This is a genomic window from Nocardioides marinquilinus, assembly GCF_039543705.1.
GTDB lineage: Bacteria > Actinomycetota > Actinomycetes > Propionibacteriales > Nocardioidaceae > Nocardioides > Nocardioides marinquilinus.
In genome coordinates this window covers 683,879-698,759 of the sequence record NZ_BAABKG010000003.1, presented here as the reverse complement: position 1 = coordinate 698,759, position 14,881 = coordinate 683,879, and the positions used below count along the sequence as shown (strand labels likewise).

At 72.3% G+C, this 14,881-nt stretch carries 12 protein-coding genes; 7 read left to right on the top strand and 5 right to left on the bottom strand.

What is annotated here, in order from left to right; translation table 11 throughout:
- The first annotated feature begins 92 nt into the window (after positions 1 to 92).
- From glf to ABEA04_RS14430, 5 genes are all read left to right on the top strand, one after another.
- Positions 93 to 1,331: a UDP-galactopyranose mutase gene (gene glf, locus ABEA04_RS14450; RefSeq protein WP_345459780.1), complete on the top strand. Its 1,239-nt coding sequence runs from the start codon at positions 93 to 95 to the stop codon at positions 1,329 to 1,331.
- Entirely contained in the window at positions 1,328 to 3,412 is a 2,085-nt protein-coding gene (locus ABEA04_RS14445) for a glycosyltransferase (RefSeq protein WP_345459777.1), read from the top strand. The genes glf and ABEA04_RS14445 overlap by 4 nt, the downstream gene beginning before the upstream one ends.
- A 5-nt stretch (positions 3,413 to 3,417) precedes the next feature.
- The gene (locus ABEA04_RS14440; protein ID WP_345460353.1) at positions 3,418 to 4,365 is read left to right on the top strand and encodes an ABC transporter permease; all 948 of its coding nucleotides are present in this window, start codon (positions 3,418 to 3,420) and stop codon (positions 4,363 to 4,365) included.
- The gene (locus ABEA04_RS14435; protein WP_345459774.1) at positions 4,365 to 5,156 is read left to right on the top strand and encodes an ABC transporter ATP-binding protein; all 792 of its coding nucleotides are present in this window, start codon (positions 4,365 to 4,367) and stop codon (positions 5,154 to 5,156) included. The genes ABEA04_RS14440 and ABEA04_RS14435 overlap by 1 nt, the downstream gene beginning before the upstream one ends.
- Before the next feature lie 280 nt (positions 5,157 to 5,436).
- Positions 5,437 to 7,593 carry an N-acetylmuramoyl-L-alanine amidase gene (locus ABEA04_RS14430; RefSeq protein WP_345459771.1) on the top strand — a complete coding sequence of 719 codons (2,157 nt, stop codon included), beginning with the start codon at positions 5,437 to 5,439 and terminating at the stop codon, positions 7,591 to 7,593.
- 45 nt (positions 7,594 to 7,638) lie between these two features.
- Here the strand turns inward: ABEA04_RS14430 and ABEA04_RS14425 are convergent, their stop codons facing one another.
- The 4 genes from ABEA04_RS14425 to ABEA04_RS14410 are packed head-to-tail and all read right to left on the bottom strand — an operon-like array spanning position 7,639 to position 11,043.
- The gene (locus tag ABEA04_RS14425; protein WP_345459768.1) at positions 7,639 to 8,361 is read right to left on the bottom strand and encodes a TIGR03089 family protein; all 723 of its coding nucleotides are present in this window, start codon (positions 8,359 to 8,361) and stop codon (positions 7,639 to 7,641) included.
- A 22-nt stretch (positions 8,362 to 8,383) separates the two neighbouring features.
- Positions 8,384 to 9,061, bottom strand: coding sequence for a response regulator transcription factor (locus ABEA04_RS14420; protein WP_345459765.1), 678 nt, complete (start codon positions 9,059 to 9,061; stop codon positions 8,384 to 8,386).
- Between the two features lies 1 nt (position 9,062).
- Positions 9,063 to 10,604: a sensor histidine kinase gene (locus tag ABEA04_RS14415; protein WP_345459763.1), complete on the bottom strand. Its 1,542-nt coding sequence runs from the start codon at positions 10,602 to 10,604 to the stop codon at positions 9,063 to 9,065.
- Entirely contained in the window at positions 10,579 to 11,043 is a 465-nt protein-coding gene (locus ABEA04_RS14410; RefSeq protein ID WP_345459761.1) for a hypothetical protein, read from the bottom strand. The genes ABEA04_RS14415 and ABEA04_RS14410 overlap by 26 nt, the downstream gene beginning before the upstream one ends.
- A gap of 146 nt (positions 11,044 to 11,189) precedes the next feature.
- On the opposite strand from ABEA04_RS14410, the gene ABEA04_RS14405 reads away from it, so the two are divergent.
- Positions 11,190 to 12,761 carry an AMP-binding protein gene (locus tag ABEA04_RS14405; protein ID WP_345459758.1) on the top strand — a complete coding sequence of 524 codons (1,572 nt, stop codon included), beginning with the start codon at positions 11,190 to 11,192 and terminating at the stop codon, positions 12,759 to 12,761.
- A gap of 628 nt (positions 12,762 to 13,389) precedes the next feature.
- Here ABEA04_RS14405 and ABEA04_RS14400 read toward each other — a convergent pair.
- Positions 13,390 to 13,686: a zinc-ribbon domain-containing protein gene (locus ABEA04_RS14400; RefSeq protein ID WP_345459755.1), complete on the bottom strand. Its 297-nt coding sequence runs from the start codon at positions 13,684 to 13,686 to the stop codon at positions 13,390 to 13,392.
- A gap of 71 nt (positions 13,687 to 13,757) precedes the next feature.
- On the opposite strand from ABEA04_RS14400, the gene ABEA04_RS14395 reads away from it, so the two are divergent.
- On the top strand, positions 13,758 to 14,876 hold the full coding sequence (locus ABEA04_RS14395; RefSeq protein WP_345459752.1) for a Nif3-like dinuclear metal center hexameric protein: 1,119 nt from the start codon (positions 13,758 to 13,760) through the stop codon (positions 14,874 to 14,876).
- Positions 14,877 to 14,881 lie beyond the last annotated feature (5 nt).

Genomic DNA, 14,881 nt, shown 5'->3' with positions numbered 1-14,881 from the left:
GTCGCCCGGCCGCGCCTGACCGACATCCTGGACGCCGCGCCGCGGCCCGGCGAATCGGCCCCGGCGCCCTCCACTTCGTAGACTGACCCATCGTGCCCGACGCATCCTCAGACCCGACCGCAGGCGCATCCACGCCGTCCGCACGGCCCGACCTGCTCGTCGTCGGCGCCGGCTTCTTCGGCCTGACCGTCGCCGAGCGCTGCGCCACCGAGCTCGGCCTGCGCGTGGTGGTCATCGACCGGCGCTCCCACCTCGGCGGCAACGCCTACAGCGAGGTCGACCCCGAGACCGGCGTCGAGGTGCACAAGTACGGCGCGCACCTGTTCCACACCTCCAACGAGAAGGTGTGGGAGTACGTCAACCGCTTCACCGCCTTCACCGACTACAAGCACCGGGTCTTCGGCAAGTACCAGGGCCAGGTCTACTCGCTGCCGATGAACCTCGGGCTCATCAACCAGTTCTTCGGCAAGAGCCACACGCCGCAGGAGGCGCGCGAGCTGATCGCGGGCCAGGCCAGCGAGATCGCCACGGAGGACGCCACCAACCTCGAGGAGAAGGCGGTCAGCCTGATCGGGCGCCCGCTCTACGAGGCGTTCATCAAGGGCTACACCGCCAAGCAGTGGCAGACCGACCCCACCGAGCTGAGCGCCGACATCATCACGCGCCTGCCGGTGCGCTACACCTTCGAGAACCGCTGGTTCAGCGACACCCACGAGGGCCTTCCGGTCGACGGCTACACCGCCTGGTTGACCCGCATGGCCGAGCACCCCAACATCGAGGTGCGCCTCGAGACCGACTTCTTCGCCCCCGGCCACGACTACAGCGCCGAGACCGTTAAGGGCACCCTCCCGATCGTCTACACCGGCCCGGTCGACGAGTACTTCGACCACCGCGAGGGCCGCCTGTCGTGGCGCACCGTCGACCTCGAGGAGAGCGTCGAGGACGTCGACGACTTCCAGGGCACCGGCGTGGTCAACTACAACGACCAGGAGGTGCCCTTCACCCGCATCATCGAGTTCAAGCACTTCCACCCCGAGCGGGTCAAGACCCACCTTCCCGGCAAGACGGTGATCGTGCACGAGTACTCGCGCTTCGCCGAGGAGGGCGACGAGCCCTACTACCCGATCAACACCGCCGAGGACCGCGCCACGCTGCTGCGCTACCGCGAGCTCGCCCAGGCCGAGCCGATGGTGCTCTTCGGCGGCCGCCTCGGCACCTACCAGTACCTCGACATGCACATGGCCATCGGCTCCGCGCTGTCGATGTTCGAGAACCGGCTGCGCCCGCACTTCGGCGAGGGCGCGCCGCTGACCAGCGGAGGCATCGAGTGACCCAGACCCAGCCCGCGACGGCGTCCACGAGCGGGTCGGCCGCCCCGACCGCGACCCGGCTGCTGCAGCGCCAGGTGCTGCCGCTCGACCGCGACCTCGACGTCCTGCCGCTCTACGTCGACACCCAGCCCGCGATCCTCGACGCCGACAAGTACGAGGTCGGCGCCAACCGCAACGCGCGCGAGATGAACGCCGCCGCCATGCGGCAGTCGATCAGCACCGGCGCCACGATCCACCCCGAGCAGATCCTCTCGCGCACCGCCGTGCGCGTCGTCTCGGGCGACCGGCTCTCGCTGGGCACCTACTTCAACGCCTTCCCGGCCAGCTACTGGCGCCGCCACACGGTGGTCTCCGACGTCACCCTGAGCGTCGACGTCGAGGGGGAGGGCACCACGGTCACGGTCTACAAGTCGATGGCCAACGGCCGCTCCCAGCGCGTCGACAGCACCACGGTCGACGCCTCGGGTCGCGCCACCTTCGACTTCGAGCTCTCGCTCAAGCCCTTCGTCGACGGCGGCTGGTACTGGTACGACGTCATCGCCGGCGACGTCGACGCCGTCGTCCACGGCGCCGAGTGGACCTCGCAGGTGCCGGCCGACCGCGCCGAGCACGGCACCACCGACATCTGCATCACCACGATGAACCGGCCCGACTTCTGCGCCAAGCTGCTCTCGCAGATCGGCGACGACGAGGTGCTCGCGCCCTACCTCGACACCGTCTTCGTCATGGAGCAGGGCACGCAGAAGGTCGTCGACTCCGAGGAGTTCCCGCAGGCGCAGGCCTCGCTCGGCGACCGGCTGCGCGTGATCGAGCAGGGCAACCTCGGCGGCTCGGGCGGCTACGCCCGCGGCCAGCTCGAGTCGCTGCGCAAGGGCACCGCCACCTACGCGATGATGATGGACGACGACGTCGTCTGCGAGCCCGAGGGCATCCTGCGCGCGGTCACCTTCGGCGACCTGTGCCGGCGTCCCACCATCGTCGGCGGCCACATGTTCAGCCTCTACGCCAAGTCGCGGCTGCACAGCCTCGGCGAGATCGTCACCCCGTGGCGCTTCTGGTGGCAGTCGGCCCCCGGCGTGTTCACCGACTGGGACTTCTCGGCCCGCAACCTGCGCTCGGCGCGGTGGCTGCACCAGCGCATCGACGTCGACTTCAACGGCTGGTTCATGTGCCTGATCCCGCGGCAGGTCATCGCCGAGATCGGGCTGTCGCTGCCGCTGTTCCTGAAGTGGGACGACTCCGAGTACGGCCTGCGCGCCAAGCAGGCCGGCTACCCCACGGTCAGCTTCCCGGGCGCGGCCGTGTGGCACGTGCCGTGGACCGACAAGAACGACGCCCTCGACTGGCAGGCCTACTTCCACCACCGCAACCGGCTCGTCGCCGCGCTGCTGCACTCGCAGTACCCCAAGGGCGGGCGCATGGTGCAGGAGAGCCTCAACCACGCCATCGCGCACCTGGTCTCGATGCAGTACTCCACCGTCGAGATCCGCCACCGGGCGCTGCTCGACGTGCTCGAGGGCCCCGACGCGCTGCACGCGATGCTGCCGACCAAGCTCAGCGAGATCAACGCCTTCCGCAAGCAGTTCACCGACGCCCGGCTCGAGACCGACCGCGACGCGTTCCCCGAGGTCAAGCGCACCAAGCCGCCGCGCAAGGGTCGTGACGACTCCGCCGTCCCGCGGCGCTGGGAGACCAAGCTGAACGCCGCCCTGATGCCGCTGCGCCAGCTGCGCCAGCCGCGGCCCCTGGCCCAGGCCTACCCCGAGGCCGAGATCCGGGCGATGGACGCCAAGTGGTACCGCCTCGGCCGCTACGACTCGGCCGTGGTCTCGATGAACGACGGCACCTCCGCCGCGCTCTACCAGCGCGACCCCGACCGGTTCCGCGACCTGATGAAGCGCACCGTCGCCATCCACGCACGACTGCGTCGCGAGTGGCCCGAGCTGGCGCAGCAGTACCGCGACCGGCTCGACCACATCACCTCGCCCGAGGCCTGGGACGAGACGTTCCGGCCCTGGACCGAGGGCGGCGCGAGTGGCACGGCTGGGGGACAGGACGCCGCACCCGGGGCCTCGTCGTGACCGACATGGCCTCGCGCCCGTCGACGCAGGCCGCGGGCGACGACCGCGAGGACGGCGTCGGCACCGGCCGCTCCGCCGCGACCCTGCCGCCGCTGGTCAACCCCGCGCCGAGCGCGGGTCTGCTGGAGGTCTTCCGCCGCCGCTACCTGCTCAAGCTGCTGGTCAGGCGCGAGATCAGCGCGCGCTACTCCGGCTCGTTCCTCGGGCTGCTGTGGTCGTACCTGAACCCGCTGTCGCAGTTCTTCATCTACTTCGCCATCATCGGCAAGATCTTCGCGCTGCACCGCTCGGTGCCGAACTTCGCGATCCACATCTTCGCCGCACTGGTCGTGGTGCACTTCTTCACCGAGACCTTCAACGCCGGCACGCGCTCGATCGTGCGCAACAAGGCGGTGGTGCGGAAGATGGCGGTGCCCCTGGAGATGTTCCCGGTGGCCTCGATGGCCGTCTCGCTCTACCACGTCGGCCCGCAGCTGGTGATCCTCACCATCGCCAGCCTCGCCTACGGCTGGACGCCCGACCCGGTCGGCATCCTCGCGATGGTGCTCGCGCTGATGATCAGCATGCTGCTCGGCACCGCGCTGGCGCTGGTCTTCAGCGCCTTCAACGTCTTCTTCCGCGACTTCTCGAGCATGGTCAACATCCTGACCAACTTCGTGCGCTTCGGCGTCCCGATGATCTACAGCTACACGATGGTCGGGGAGCGGTTCGGCTCGTTCGCGCCGTACTACCTGCTCAACCCGATCGCCGACGCGGTGCTGCTGATGCAGCGGGCGTTCTGGACCGGCACGGTCGAGGGCGACCCGGGCCAGCCGGCCGACTTCGCCGCCCAGAACCTGCCCGACCACCTGATCCTGCGCGGGTTCGTCATGGTCGGGGTGTGCGTGGTGCTGCTGGGCCTGGCCCAGCTGGCCTTCCGGGCCTTCGAGCGCAAGATCCCGGAGCGCATCTGATGGCCGTCGACTCCATCCGGGTCGAGAACGTCACCAAGGCGTTCACGCTCCGGTTCCACCGCACCTTCAAGCAGGTGACGGTGGCCAAGGTGCGCGGCCGCAAGACCAGCGACACCAAGATCGCGGTCGACGACGTGAGCTTCACCGTCGAGCAGGGCGAGTCAATCGGCCTGATGGGCCTCAACGGCTCGGGCAAGAGCACGCTGCTGAAGATGATCAACGGCGTGATGCGCCCCGACCAGGGACGCATCCTGACCCGCGGCCGCATCGCCGGCCTGATCGCCACCGGAGCCGGGTTCCACCCGCAGCTGAGCGGTCGCGAGAACATCATGCTCAACGCCGCCATCCTCGGCATGAGCGAGAACGAGATCGCCCGCAAGTACGACTCCATCGTCGACTTCGCCGGCATCGAGACCCGCCTGCTCGAGACCGAGGTGGGGCACTACTCCTCGGGCCAGAGCGCGCGCCTCGGCTTCGCGGTCGCCATCCACGTCGACTCCGACATCTTCCTCGCCGACGAGGTGCTCGCCGTCGGCGACAAGCCGTTCCGCGCGAAGTGCATCGAGCGCATGGAGCAGGTGCGCGACGGCGGTCGCACGCTGTTCTACGTCAGCCACTCCGCCGGGTCGGTCCGGCGCATGTGCAGCCGCGTGATCGTGCTCGACCAGGGTCGCGTCGCCTTCGACGGCGACGTCGACGAGGGCATCCGGTTCCTGAAGTACGACGACGGCGACGACCGCACCGAGCTGCCCGAGGACGACTTGGAAGACGAGCTCGGCGCCGACATCTGAGTAGGACGAGCGCCGGGCCGGTCCCGGCCAGGTCGAGCAAGCCCCGCGACGGTCCTCGGGAAGCAGGGCCGGGGGCGCCGTGCAGTAGGTGGCCGCTGAGCCCGCCGCGCCCTGGCAACGGTCCCGAGTTGACTTACACCGGTGTAATTTTACGAACGCACCGGCGTGTCGGGTGGAAATTACAGATCTGTAGTTACTCAGATCCTCTTCACAGTCCGTGTGACGGGTGTGAAAGTTGGGGCGCGCGTGAATCTTCCCCCACCGCTCTGGAGTGCTTCCCATGTCTTCCCACCCCAAGTTCGTGACGGCCTGCCAGCAGCTGCTGGTGCTCGGCGTCGTCTGCGTCGCGATGACCTCGGCCCTGGGTGTCATCACCCTCGACATCCAGCGGCCGGGCGCCCCGGCCGCCCCCGGCTCCGGCACCTCGGCCGGTCAGCTGCCCCCGCTGTCGATGGCGGCCTACTCGCGTGAGACCGCCCGCGCCTCCGTGGTCCCGACCGCGGCGGTCGACCCCGTGGTCGAGGAGTACTCGCTCACGGCCCCGCGGGGCGCCCGGCTCGCCCCCGGCGCGCTGAAGACCCAGCGCAGCCGCGTCGTCCCCGGCGGCGGCCAGCGTGTGCTGAGCCAGCCGCAGCCGGTGAGCGGCTACGGCGCCATCGGCGTCACGTGGGAGCACGGCGCCGCCGTCCCCGACGACCGCATCCGGTTCAAGGTGCGCCTGCGCGAGGCCGGCCGGTGGACCGACTGGACGCCGATGGTCTACCACGACGACCACGGTCCCGACCCCGACAGCGAGGAGGGGCAGCGCGCCCGTCCCGGCACCGACGAGCTGCTCGTCGGCGACGTCGAGTCGGTGCAGGTCGAGGTGATCAGCGAGGACGCCGTCCCGGCCGACCTCAAGCTGGCCGTCATCGACCCCGGCACGCCCACCGCCAACGCGCTCGAGCGTCCTGCGCTCGACACCGGCGCCGGCTCCGCCGAGCCCGCGCTCGCCACCCCCGACGGCGCGTCCACCGACGGGGCGGCCGAGGGCACCGAGGGCGAGGGCGGCGACATCGCGCTCGCCGCCGCGGCCTACACGCCGAAGCCGACGATCTACTCCCGCAAGCAGTGGGGCGCCGACGAGCGCATGCGCGACCCGGGCTCGCTGCACTACTACGAGGTGCACGCCGGCTTCGTGCACCACACGGTCAACGCCAACGACTACTCGCGCGGCGACGTGCCCGCCATCCTGCGGGGCATCTACGCCTATCACACCCAGTCACGGGGCTGGAGCGACATCGGCTACAACTACCTCGTCGACCGCTTCGGCCGCATCTGGGAGGGCCGCGCCGGCGGTATCGACCGTCCGGTGGTCGGCGCCCACACGCTCGGCTACAACGACGAGGCGTTCGCGATGTCGGCCATCGGCAACTTCGACATCACCCGGCCCTCGGAGGCGATGGTGCAGGCCTACGGCGCGCTGTTCGCCTGGAAGCTCTCGCTGCACGGTGTCGACGCGTCCTCCCGCCGCCAGTACGTCGTCTCGCGCGACTTCGCCGCCATCAACGGCCACCGCGACGCCGCCTCGACCGCCTGTCCCGGCAAGTACCTCTACGCCCGCATCCCCGACATCCGCCGCCTGGCCACCCAGGCGCAGGTCGGCTGGCAGGGCCGCGAGCTGGAGTCGAGCGTGGCCTCGGGGCCGCGGCCCGACCTGGTCGTGCGCGACAAGGCGACCAAGACGGCCTTCATCATCCCGATCAACACCGACAAGGCCGGCAACTACGTCGTCGGCAAGCGGATGAGGACCAACATCGACCTGACCCGCGCCGACAAGGTGATGATGGCCGGCGACTGGGACCGCGACGGCCACACCGACATCATCCAGCGCCGCGCCTCCGACGGCACGCTGTTCCTGCGACGCGGCACGAGCACGCCACGCTTCCACCCCGGCGTGCGCCTGGCCCGCGGGTTCAAGGGCGTCGACATGCTCGCCGCCGTCGGCGACATGACCGGAGACGGCTGGCCCGACCTGATGGGGCAGCCGAAGGGCGGCGCGATGCGCATCTACCCCGGCAACGGCGTGCGCGGCCTCAAGCCCAGCTACGTCGCCTACAGCGGGGTCTCGGGCTGGCGCCAGATCCCCGCCGGCCGCTGGGGCCAGGACGGCGCCCCCGACGTCCTGGTGCGCAGCGGCCCGCGGCTGCAGGTCTTCCCGGGCAACGGCCCCGGCGGCCTCACCGGCTCGCGGATGCTCTCGCAGCTCGACGTCAGCCCCTACGACTGGGTGGTCGGGGTCAGCGACGTCGGCCTGAACGGCCCGAAGGGCCACACCGACCTGGTCATGCGCCGCAAGGGCTCCGGAGACCTCGTGCTCGTGGAGGCGACGGCCCGCTCGTTCGCGGCGCCGGTGGTCATCGGCAAGGGCTTCAAGGCCTACGACATGGTCAACTGAGAGCCGGGGGAGAGGCGACAGGAGACCCGCAGATGTCCAGGGCGCTCAGGCAGGGAAGCGGGCGGTGGCGCGTTCGGAGGCATGTATCGCCTCCAGGCGCTCCCGCGCGGCCCGGGCGACCAGGACGAGGGAGCCGCGGTTTCGCAGCGGCTCGGTGACGGTGGCGATCCCCGGTGGGGAAGCCGGGTTGGCCACCGACACCAGGCGGCCGCCGTCGGGACAGACCGTCCCGGCGGCGGCCGCGGTCCACATCGCGCCGTGCGTCACCGGCGCGCCGCCGAGGTCGTGCGCGGCGTCGTCGGCGGCCGGCGGGTCGTAGGCGGTGAACGCGTCGGGCTGCGACCACACCTCGACGCCGAGGTCGTGCACGCCGGGCGGGACGCCGTCGGCGAACCGCACCCCGAGCGGCAGGAGCGCGCTGGCCAGCACCACCCGCTCGCCCGTCTGCCCGGCCCAGGCGCCGAGCGTCTCGGGGCCGCAGACGACGGCGTCGGGGTCGTCGCGGTCGGTGACGACCAGGCCGGCGCTCCACGCCGCGCCCAGCAGCACCACGCCCAGCCAGTGGGGCGGCAGGTCGACGCGCAGCGAGCCGCCGCGCTCGAGGTCGAGCTCGTCGACCAGCAGGGACGCCGTCTTGGCCACCCAGTTGGCGTAGGTGGTGACCGACAGCTCGACCCGCTCGCCGCTCGCGTCGTCGTAGAAGGTCACCAGGGGCTGGGCGGCGTCGCGGCGCAGCCGGGCGGCCAGGACGTCGGCGAAGGTGGTCACGCCCCCAGTCTCGGGCTCGGCCTCAGGCGGTGTTGAACCGGTAGCCCATGCCGCGCACGGTGGTGATGGCGCCCGCGCCGAACTTGCGGCGCAGGTAGCCGACGTAGACGTCGACGACGTTCGAGCCGGGGTCGAAGTCGAGGCCCCACACGTGGTCGAGCAGCTGCTCGCGCGAGAGCACGTTGCCGGCGTTGAGCATGAACGTCTCGGCGAGGGTGAACTCACGGGCCGAGAGGTCGACCTCGCGGCCCTCGACCGTCGCGCGCCGGGTGCGCAGGTCGAGCCGCACCCCGCCCGCCTCGACGCTCTCGCGACCGCGGCCGGCGGGGCCGGTGTCGGCGGCGCTCCGCAGCCGCAGCCGCACGCGGGCGAGCAGCTCGGCGAAGCGGAACGGCTTGGGCATGTAGTCGTCGGCCCCGCCCTCCAGCGCCGAGACGGTGTCGCGCACCGAGTCGCGGGCGGTGAGCACGATGACCGGCACCGTGGAGCCCTCGGCCCGCAGTGCGTCGAGGACGCCGTAGCCGTCGAGACCCGGCAGGCCGATGTCGAGGATGACGAGGTCGTGCTCGCCGCTGCGGGCGTGGTCGAGACCGCTGCGGCCGTCGCCGACCACGGTGGCGACGTGGCCCTCGGCCCGCAGGCCCTTGGCCACGAACGAGGCGATGCGGGCCTCGTCCTCGACGATGAGGATGCGCGCCATCTCAGACCTCCTGGCGTACGGCGAGCGGGAGGGTGGGCTCGGGGTCGACCGCGGACGGCGGGGCGTGCGGGCCCGGTGGGCCCGGCGTCCGCTCGTCGTCGGCGGAGGACCGCGGGCCGGGGTGGCCCTCGGGCAGCGGCACCGAGACGACGAAGCGCGCGCCGTCGAGGTAGTCGGCGTCGAGCCAGGCGTCGCCGCCGTGGGCCTGGGCGATGGCGGTGACGATCGAGAGCCCGAGGCCGAAGCCGTCGGCGTCGGGCGCGACGCCGCGGCCGAAGCGCTCGAAGATGCGCTCGCGGTCGGCCGGCGCCACGCCGGGCCCGGTGTCGCGCACCCACAGCAGCACCAGCCCGTCGACGCAGGCCGCCCCGAAGGCGACGGCGTCGCCCGGGCCGGTGTGCTTGACCGCGTTGTGCGCCAGCTGCAGCAGCGCCTGGGTGAGCCGCTGCGCGTCGGCCGGGACGACGACGTCGACCGTCTCGTCGACCGTCCAGGCGCGGTCGCCCAGCCCGGCGGCCTTGGCCGCGACCGACTCGACCAGCGCCGTCACCTCGACGCCGGCGACGTCGAGGAAGTCGGGTCGCTCGGTCTTGGCCAGCAGGATCAGGTCGTCGACCAGCCGGGCCATGCGGTCGACCTCGTCGAGCAGCAGCTCGCGGGTCTCGGCGACCTCGGCGGGGTCGTCGGCGTCGAGCAGCTCGAGGTGGCCCTGCAGCACGGTGAGCGGCGTCCGCAGCTCGTGGCCGGCGTCGTCGAGCAGCTGCCGCTGGCCGGCGAAGGCGGCCTCGAGGCGGTCGAGCATGCCGTTGAAGGTGCGGGTGAGCGCGGTGACGTCGTCGTTGCCGCTGAGCGGCAGGCGGCGCGAGAGGTCGGTCTCGGTGATCTCGTCGGCGGTCTCGCGCACCGCGCGCAGCGGTCGCAGCAGCCGCCCGGCCAGCGAGAACGCCGCGCCGACGATCACCAGCAGCGAGAGCAGGCCGACGATCGCGTAGGTGCGCATCGTGTCGCGCAGCTCGGCGCGGTCCTCGTCGAGGTAGTTGACCACCACGAGGGCGCCGGTCTGGCGGCCGCGCCGCACGGGCTGCGCCGAGACCAGCAGCTCGCCGTCGGCGGTGGCGAACCGGGCGGTGCCGCCGTCGTCCACGAGCGGACGCACCTGGTCCTTGAACGTCTCGTCGTTCACCAGGTCGTCGTCGGGGGAGTAGAAGACGGGCCCGTCGCCGACCCAGCCGACGAGCAGCTCGTCGTCGTCGGGCACGTTGCGCAGCATGAAGGTGCGGAACAGCTCGGCCAGGTCGGGCTCGGAGCGGCCCTCGCTGGCCGCGAGCGCCTCGAACTCGCCGATCTCCTGCTCGACCTCGCCGGCGGTCTGGTCGTCGAGGCGCTGCACCTCGATGACGTAGACGAGCGCGCCGGCGCCCGCGAGCGTGGCCGCCACGAGGAGGGCGACCGCGGCGGTGATCCGCACGCGCACCGAGACGCCCGGCCGCGGCGGCCGGGCGTCGGGCGTGCGGTGCTCAGTCGTCGTCGCCACCGTCGTCATCGTCGTCGTCGTCGTCGTCGCGGTCGTCTTCGTCGTCGCCGCCACCGCGACCCGAGCTGTCGTCGTCATCGTCGTCGTCGCCGCTGCCGCGCCCGGAGCTGTCGTCGCCACGGTCGTCGACCTCGGCGGGGGAGGGCGTGACGGGCGAGGCCTGACCCGACGGGCGCTCGTCGTCGTCGCCGGAGCCCCCGTCGTCGCCGTCGTCCTCCCCGTCGGAGCTGTCGTCGGTCGGCTCGCCGCTGCTCGGCCGGCCGGACGGCTCGCCGCTGCCCGACGAGGGCGAGGGGTCGGGGCGGGGCGAGGCGCTGCTCTGCTCGACCACGATCGGCTCGCGCGAGCCGGGGTCGTCGTCGCCGCCACCGACGAGGGTGCCGGCCACGTAGCCGCCCACGGGCAGCACGACCAGCAGCGTGAGGACGACCTTCCACAGCGGTGACATGACGGCGACCATCCTCCCCCATCGTGGGGGGAGGGTGAGACGTCGATGAGAGGACTCTCATCGGGGTGAGCCGGGCGTCCTAGAGTGAGGCCGATCACGCAGCCGTCCGGGCCGAGCGGGCGGCCCAGCCCGTGCAGGAGGCCTCGATGCTCGTCCCGTTGACCACCGTCGACTTCATCGACCGGGCCGTGCAGGTCTACGGCGACCGCACCGGCGTCGTCGACGAGCCCGCCCAGCCCGCGACGTCCTTGGGCGAGGTGAGCTACGCCGACCTCGGGCGGCTGGCGCGGCGGCAGGCCGCCCACCTCGACTCCCTCGGGCTCGAGGTCGGCGACCGGGTGGCGGTGGTCAGCCACAACAGCGCGCGGCTGCTCGCCTCGTTCTTCGGCGTCACCGGGTCGGGGCGGGTGCTGGTGCCGGTGAACTTCCGGCTGCGACCCGACGAGGTGCGCTACATCGTCGGGCACTCCGGCGCCCGCGTGCTCTACGTCGACCCCGAGCTCGACGAGGCGCTGGCCGACGTCGACGCCGAGCACCGCTTCGTGCTCGGTGACGACGACGCGCTGTTCGGCCCCGCCGACGCCACCGCCGAGCCGCGGCCGTGGCAGCTCGACGAGAACGCCACCGCCACCATCAACTACACCTCCGGCACGACCGCCCGGCCCAAGGGCGTGCAGATCACGCACCGCAACATCTGGGTCAACGCGGTGACGTTCGCGCTGCACGCCGGCGTCAGCGACCGCGACGTCTACCTGCACACGCTGCCGATGTTCCACGCCAACGGTTGGGGGATGCCGTTCGCGATGACCGGCCTCGGGGTGCCGCAGGTCGTGCTCCGCAAGGTCGACGGCGCCGAGATCCTGCGCCGCGTGCGCGACCACGGCGTCACCGTCATGTGTGCCGCCCCGGCGGTGGCGGCCGCCGTCCTCGAGGCCGCGCAGGACTGGGACGGCGAGATCCCTGGCCGCGACCGGGTGCGCATCATCATGGCCGGCGCGCCGCCGCCGACCCGCACCGTCGAGCGGGTCGAGGCCGAGCTCGGCTGGGAGTTCGTGCAGATCTACGGCCTCACCGAGACCTCGCCGCTGCTCACGGTCAACCGCAACCGTGCCGAGTGGGACGACCTCACGCCGTCCGAGCGGGCGCACCGGCTGACCCGCGCCGGGGCGCCGGCGCTCGGCGTCCGGCTCTCGCTCAGCGAGCCGTCGGTCGGCGACGACGGCGAGGAGGTCGGCGGCGGCGAGCTGCTGGCCCGCTCCAACGTCGTCCTCGAGGGCTACTGGGACCAGCCGGAGGAGACCGAGCGCGCGCTCGCCGGCGGCTGGTTCCACACCGGCGACGGCGCCACCATCGGCGACGACGGCTACGTGACCATCTCCGACCGCAAGAAGGACGTGATCATCACCGGCGGCGAGAACGTCAGCTCGATCGAGGTCGAGGACGTGCTGTTCTCCCACCCCGCGGTCTCCGAGGTCGCGGTCATCGGCGTCCCCAGCGAGAAGTGGGGCGAGACCATCAAGGCGCTCGTCGTCCTCACCGACGGCGAGAGCGCCACCGAGGCCGAGCTGATCGCCTGGTGCAAGGACAGGGCCGCCGGCTACAAGGCCCCCACCTCGGTCGAGTTCCGCGACGAGCTCGCCCGCACCGCCACCGGCAAGCTGCAGAAGTTCAAGCTGCGCCGGCCCTACTGGGAGGGCTACGACCGCCAGGTGAACTAGCTTCGTCGGGTCGCTGCGGGCGGGCCGGGGCCGTCGCCGCCGTCAGTCCGTGACGGCTGCCGCCGGCCTGGCCACGGCGGGCGCCCGCCCCCCGGGCCCACCCTCCGCTCCGTGCGCCCTGTGGTTCCGTGCTGCTGGGGTCGGGGCGCCCGCGTGCGGTCACGCCGGTGGTCGAGCAGCGAGCCCAGCGAGCGTCGTCGAATCCACCGGCCCTCCAACGCCGACGTGCGCACACGGACCCTGAGCTTGTCGAAGGGACCGGCGCGGACGGTGGTCGAGGTGCGAGGAGCGCCAGCGACGAGCCTCGAGACCCCTGGCCTGCCGAGGCCGAGGTCCGCACACGGACCCTGAGCTTGTCGAAAGCCCTGGCCGATCGTCCGCGACGTTCGCGTGGTCCTTGCGCGGTCTCGAGGCTCGGCCGTGGCCGGCCTCGCACCTCGACCATCGTCGGGATTGCCGCTGACGGTGGTCGAGTCCTCGAGACCCCTGGCCCTCCGAGGCCGATGCCCCTGCACGGACCCTGAGCTTGTCGAAAGCCCTGGCCGATCGTCCGCGACGTTCGCGTGGTCCTTGCGCGCTCTCGAGGCTCGGCCGTGGCCGGCCTCGCACGTCGACCACCGTGGGTCGGTCAGGGGTGCTGCGGTGGAACCTGCTGGGGGGACGACGGGGCCTGCTGGCCGTGGGAGGAGCGGAGGTCGGCGGCGCAGCGGTCGGCCTCGTCCTGGCTCAGCCGGGTCTGCAGGCCGCAGAAGGTGCAGTCGAGGTGGTGCTTGGTCGACGTCGTGAACAGCGGGATCCAGAAGAAGGTGAACTTGTTGCGCACCCGGTGCAGCCGGTGCGCGGCCGGGTTGTGGCACTGCGCGCACACCAGGTTGCCGCTCGCCACCAGCGTGGCGTACGACTTCCAGCCCCAGATGAAGATCATCACCCGACCCTAGGGCGCCGTCTCCCGGCCACGGGTCACCCGCGCGGTCACCGGCTCACTACCCTGGCGCCGTGCCCGCCCTCCGCGACGTCGTCGACCTGCTGCACGAGTGGTACCCGCCCCACACGGCCGAGAGCTGGGACGCCGTGGGGCTGGTCTGGGGCGACCCCGACGCCTCGGTGGCCAAGGTGATGCTCGCCGTCGACGCCACCGCCGAGGTCGCGGCCGAGGCGGCCGCGTGGGGCGCCGACCTGCTCGTCGTCCACCACCCGCTGTTCCTCAAGCCCGTGCACGGCTTCGCCGCCACCACACCGAAGGGCCGCACGCTGGCCACGCTGGTCGGCGCCGGGTGCGCGCTGCTGACGGCGCACACCAACGCCGACCAGGCCGCCGACGGCGTCTCGGAGGCGATGGCCACCGCCCTCGGCCTGACCGACCAGGAGCCGATCGCCCCGGCGGCCGGCGACCCCACCGACAAGCTCACCGTCTACGTGCCGGTCGAGGCCGCCTCGGTGGTGCGCGCCGCGCTCGCCGAGGCCGGCGCCGGCCACCTCGGCCACTACGACTTCGCCTCGTTCACCTCGCGCGGCCAGGGGCGCTTCCGCCCCCTCGAGGGCGCCGACCCGATGATCGGCACCGTCGGGCGCATCGAGGAGGTCGAGGAGGCCCGCATCGAGGTGGTGCTGCCGCGGGGTCGGCGCCGTGAGGTCGTGGCCGCGCTGCACTCGTCGCACCCCTACGAGCAGCCGGCGTTCGAGATCGTCGAGGTCGTCGACGACCCCCTCGGCACCACCGGCACCGGACGCCTCGGCACCGTCGAGCCCTGCACCCTCGAGGAGTTCGCCGGCCGCGTGGCCACCGCGCTGCCGCCCACGTCGCACGGCGTCCGCGTCGCCGGCGACCCGGCCCGACGGGTGCGTCGCGTGGCCGTCTGCGGCGGCGCCGGCGACTTCCTGCTCGACGCCGTCGCGCGCACCGACGCCGACGTCTACGTCACCAGCGACCTGCGGCACCACCCGGCGTCCGAGTTCGTCGAGCGGGGCGGCCCGGCGCTGGTCGACGTCGCCCACTGGGCCGCGGAGTCGACCTGGCTGCCGGTGGCCGCGCACAAGCTGGCGGGCGCGCTCGGCACCGGCGTCGAGACCCGCGTCAGCCAGCGCAACACCGACCCGTGGACAATGCGGCTATGAGAGCC

Coding starts and splice junctions, on each gene's coding strand:
- ABEA04_RS14430 (WP_345459771.1), top strand. CDS start 5,437: ATGTCTTCCCACCCCAAGTTCGTGACGGCCTGCCAGCAGCTGCTGGTG.
- ABEA04_RS14405 (WP_345459758.1), top strand. CDS start 11,190: ATGCTCGTCCCGTTGACCACCGTCGACTTCATCGACCGGGCCGTGCAG.
- ABEA04_RS14410 (WP_345459761.1), bottom strand. CDS start 11,043: ATGTCACCGCTGTGGAAGGTCGTCCTCACGCTGCTGGTCGTGCTGCCC.
- ABEA04_RS14400 (WP_345459755.1), bottom strand. CDS start 13,686: ATGATCTTCATCTGGGGCTGGAAGTCGTACGCCACGCTGGTGGCGAGC.
- ABEA04_RS14440 (WP_345460353.1), top strand. CDS start 3,418: ATGGCCTCGCGCCCGTCGACGCAGGCCGCGGGCGACGACCGCGAGGAC.
- ABEA04_RS14435 (WP_345459774.1), top strand. CDS start 4,365: ATGGCCGTCGACTCCATCCGGGTCGAGAACGTCACCAAGGCGTTCACG.
- ABEA04_RS14420 (WP_345459765.1), bottom strand. CDS start 9,061: ATGGCGCGCATCCTCATCGTCGAGGACGAGGCCCGCATCGCCTCGTTC.
- ABEA04_RS14415 (WP_345459763.1), bottom strand. CDS start 10,604: ATGACGACGGTGGCGACGACGACTGAGCACCGCACGCCCGACGCCCGG.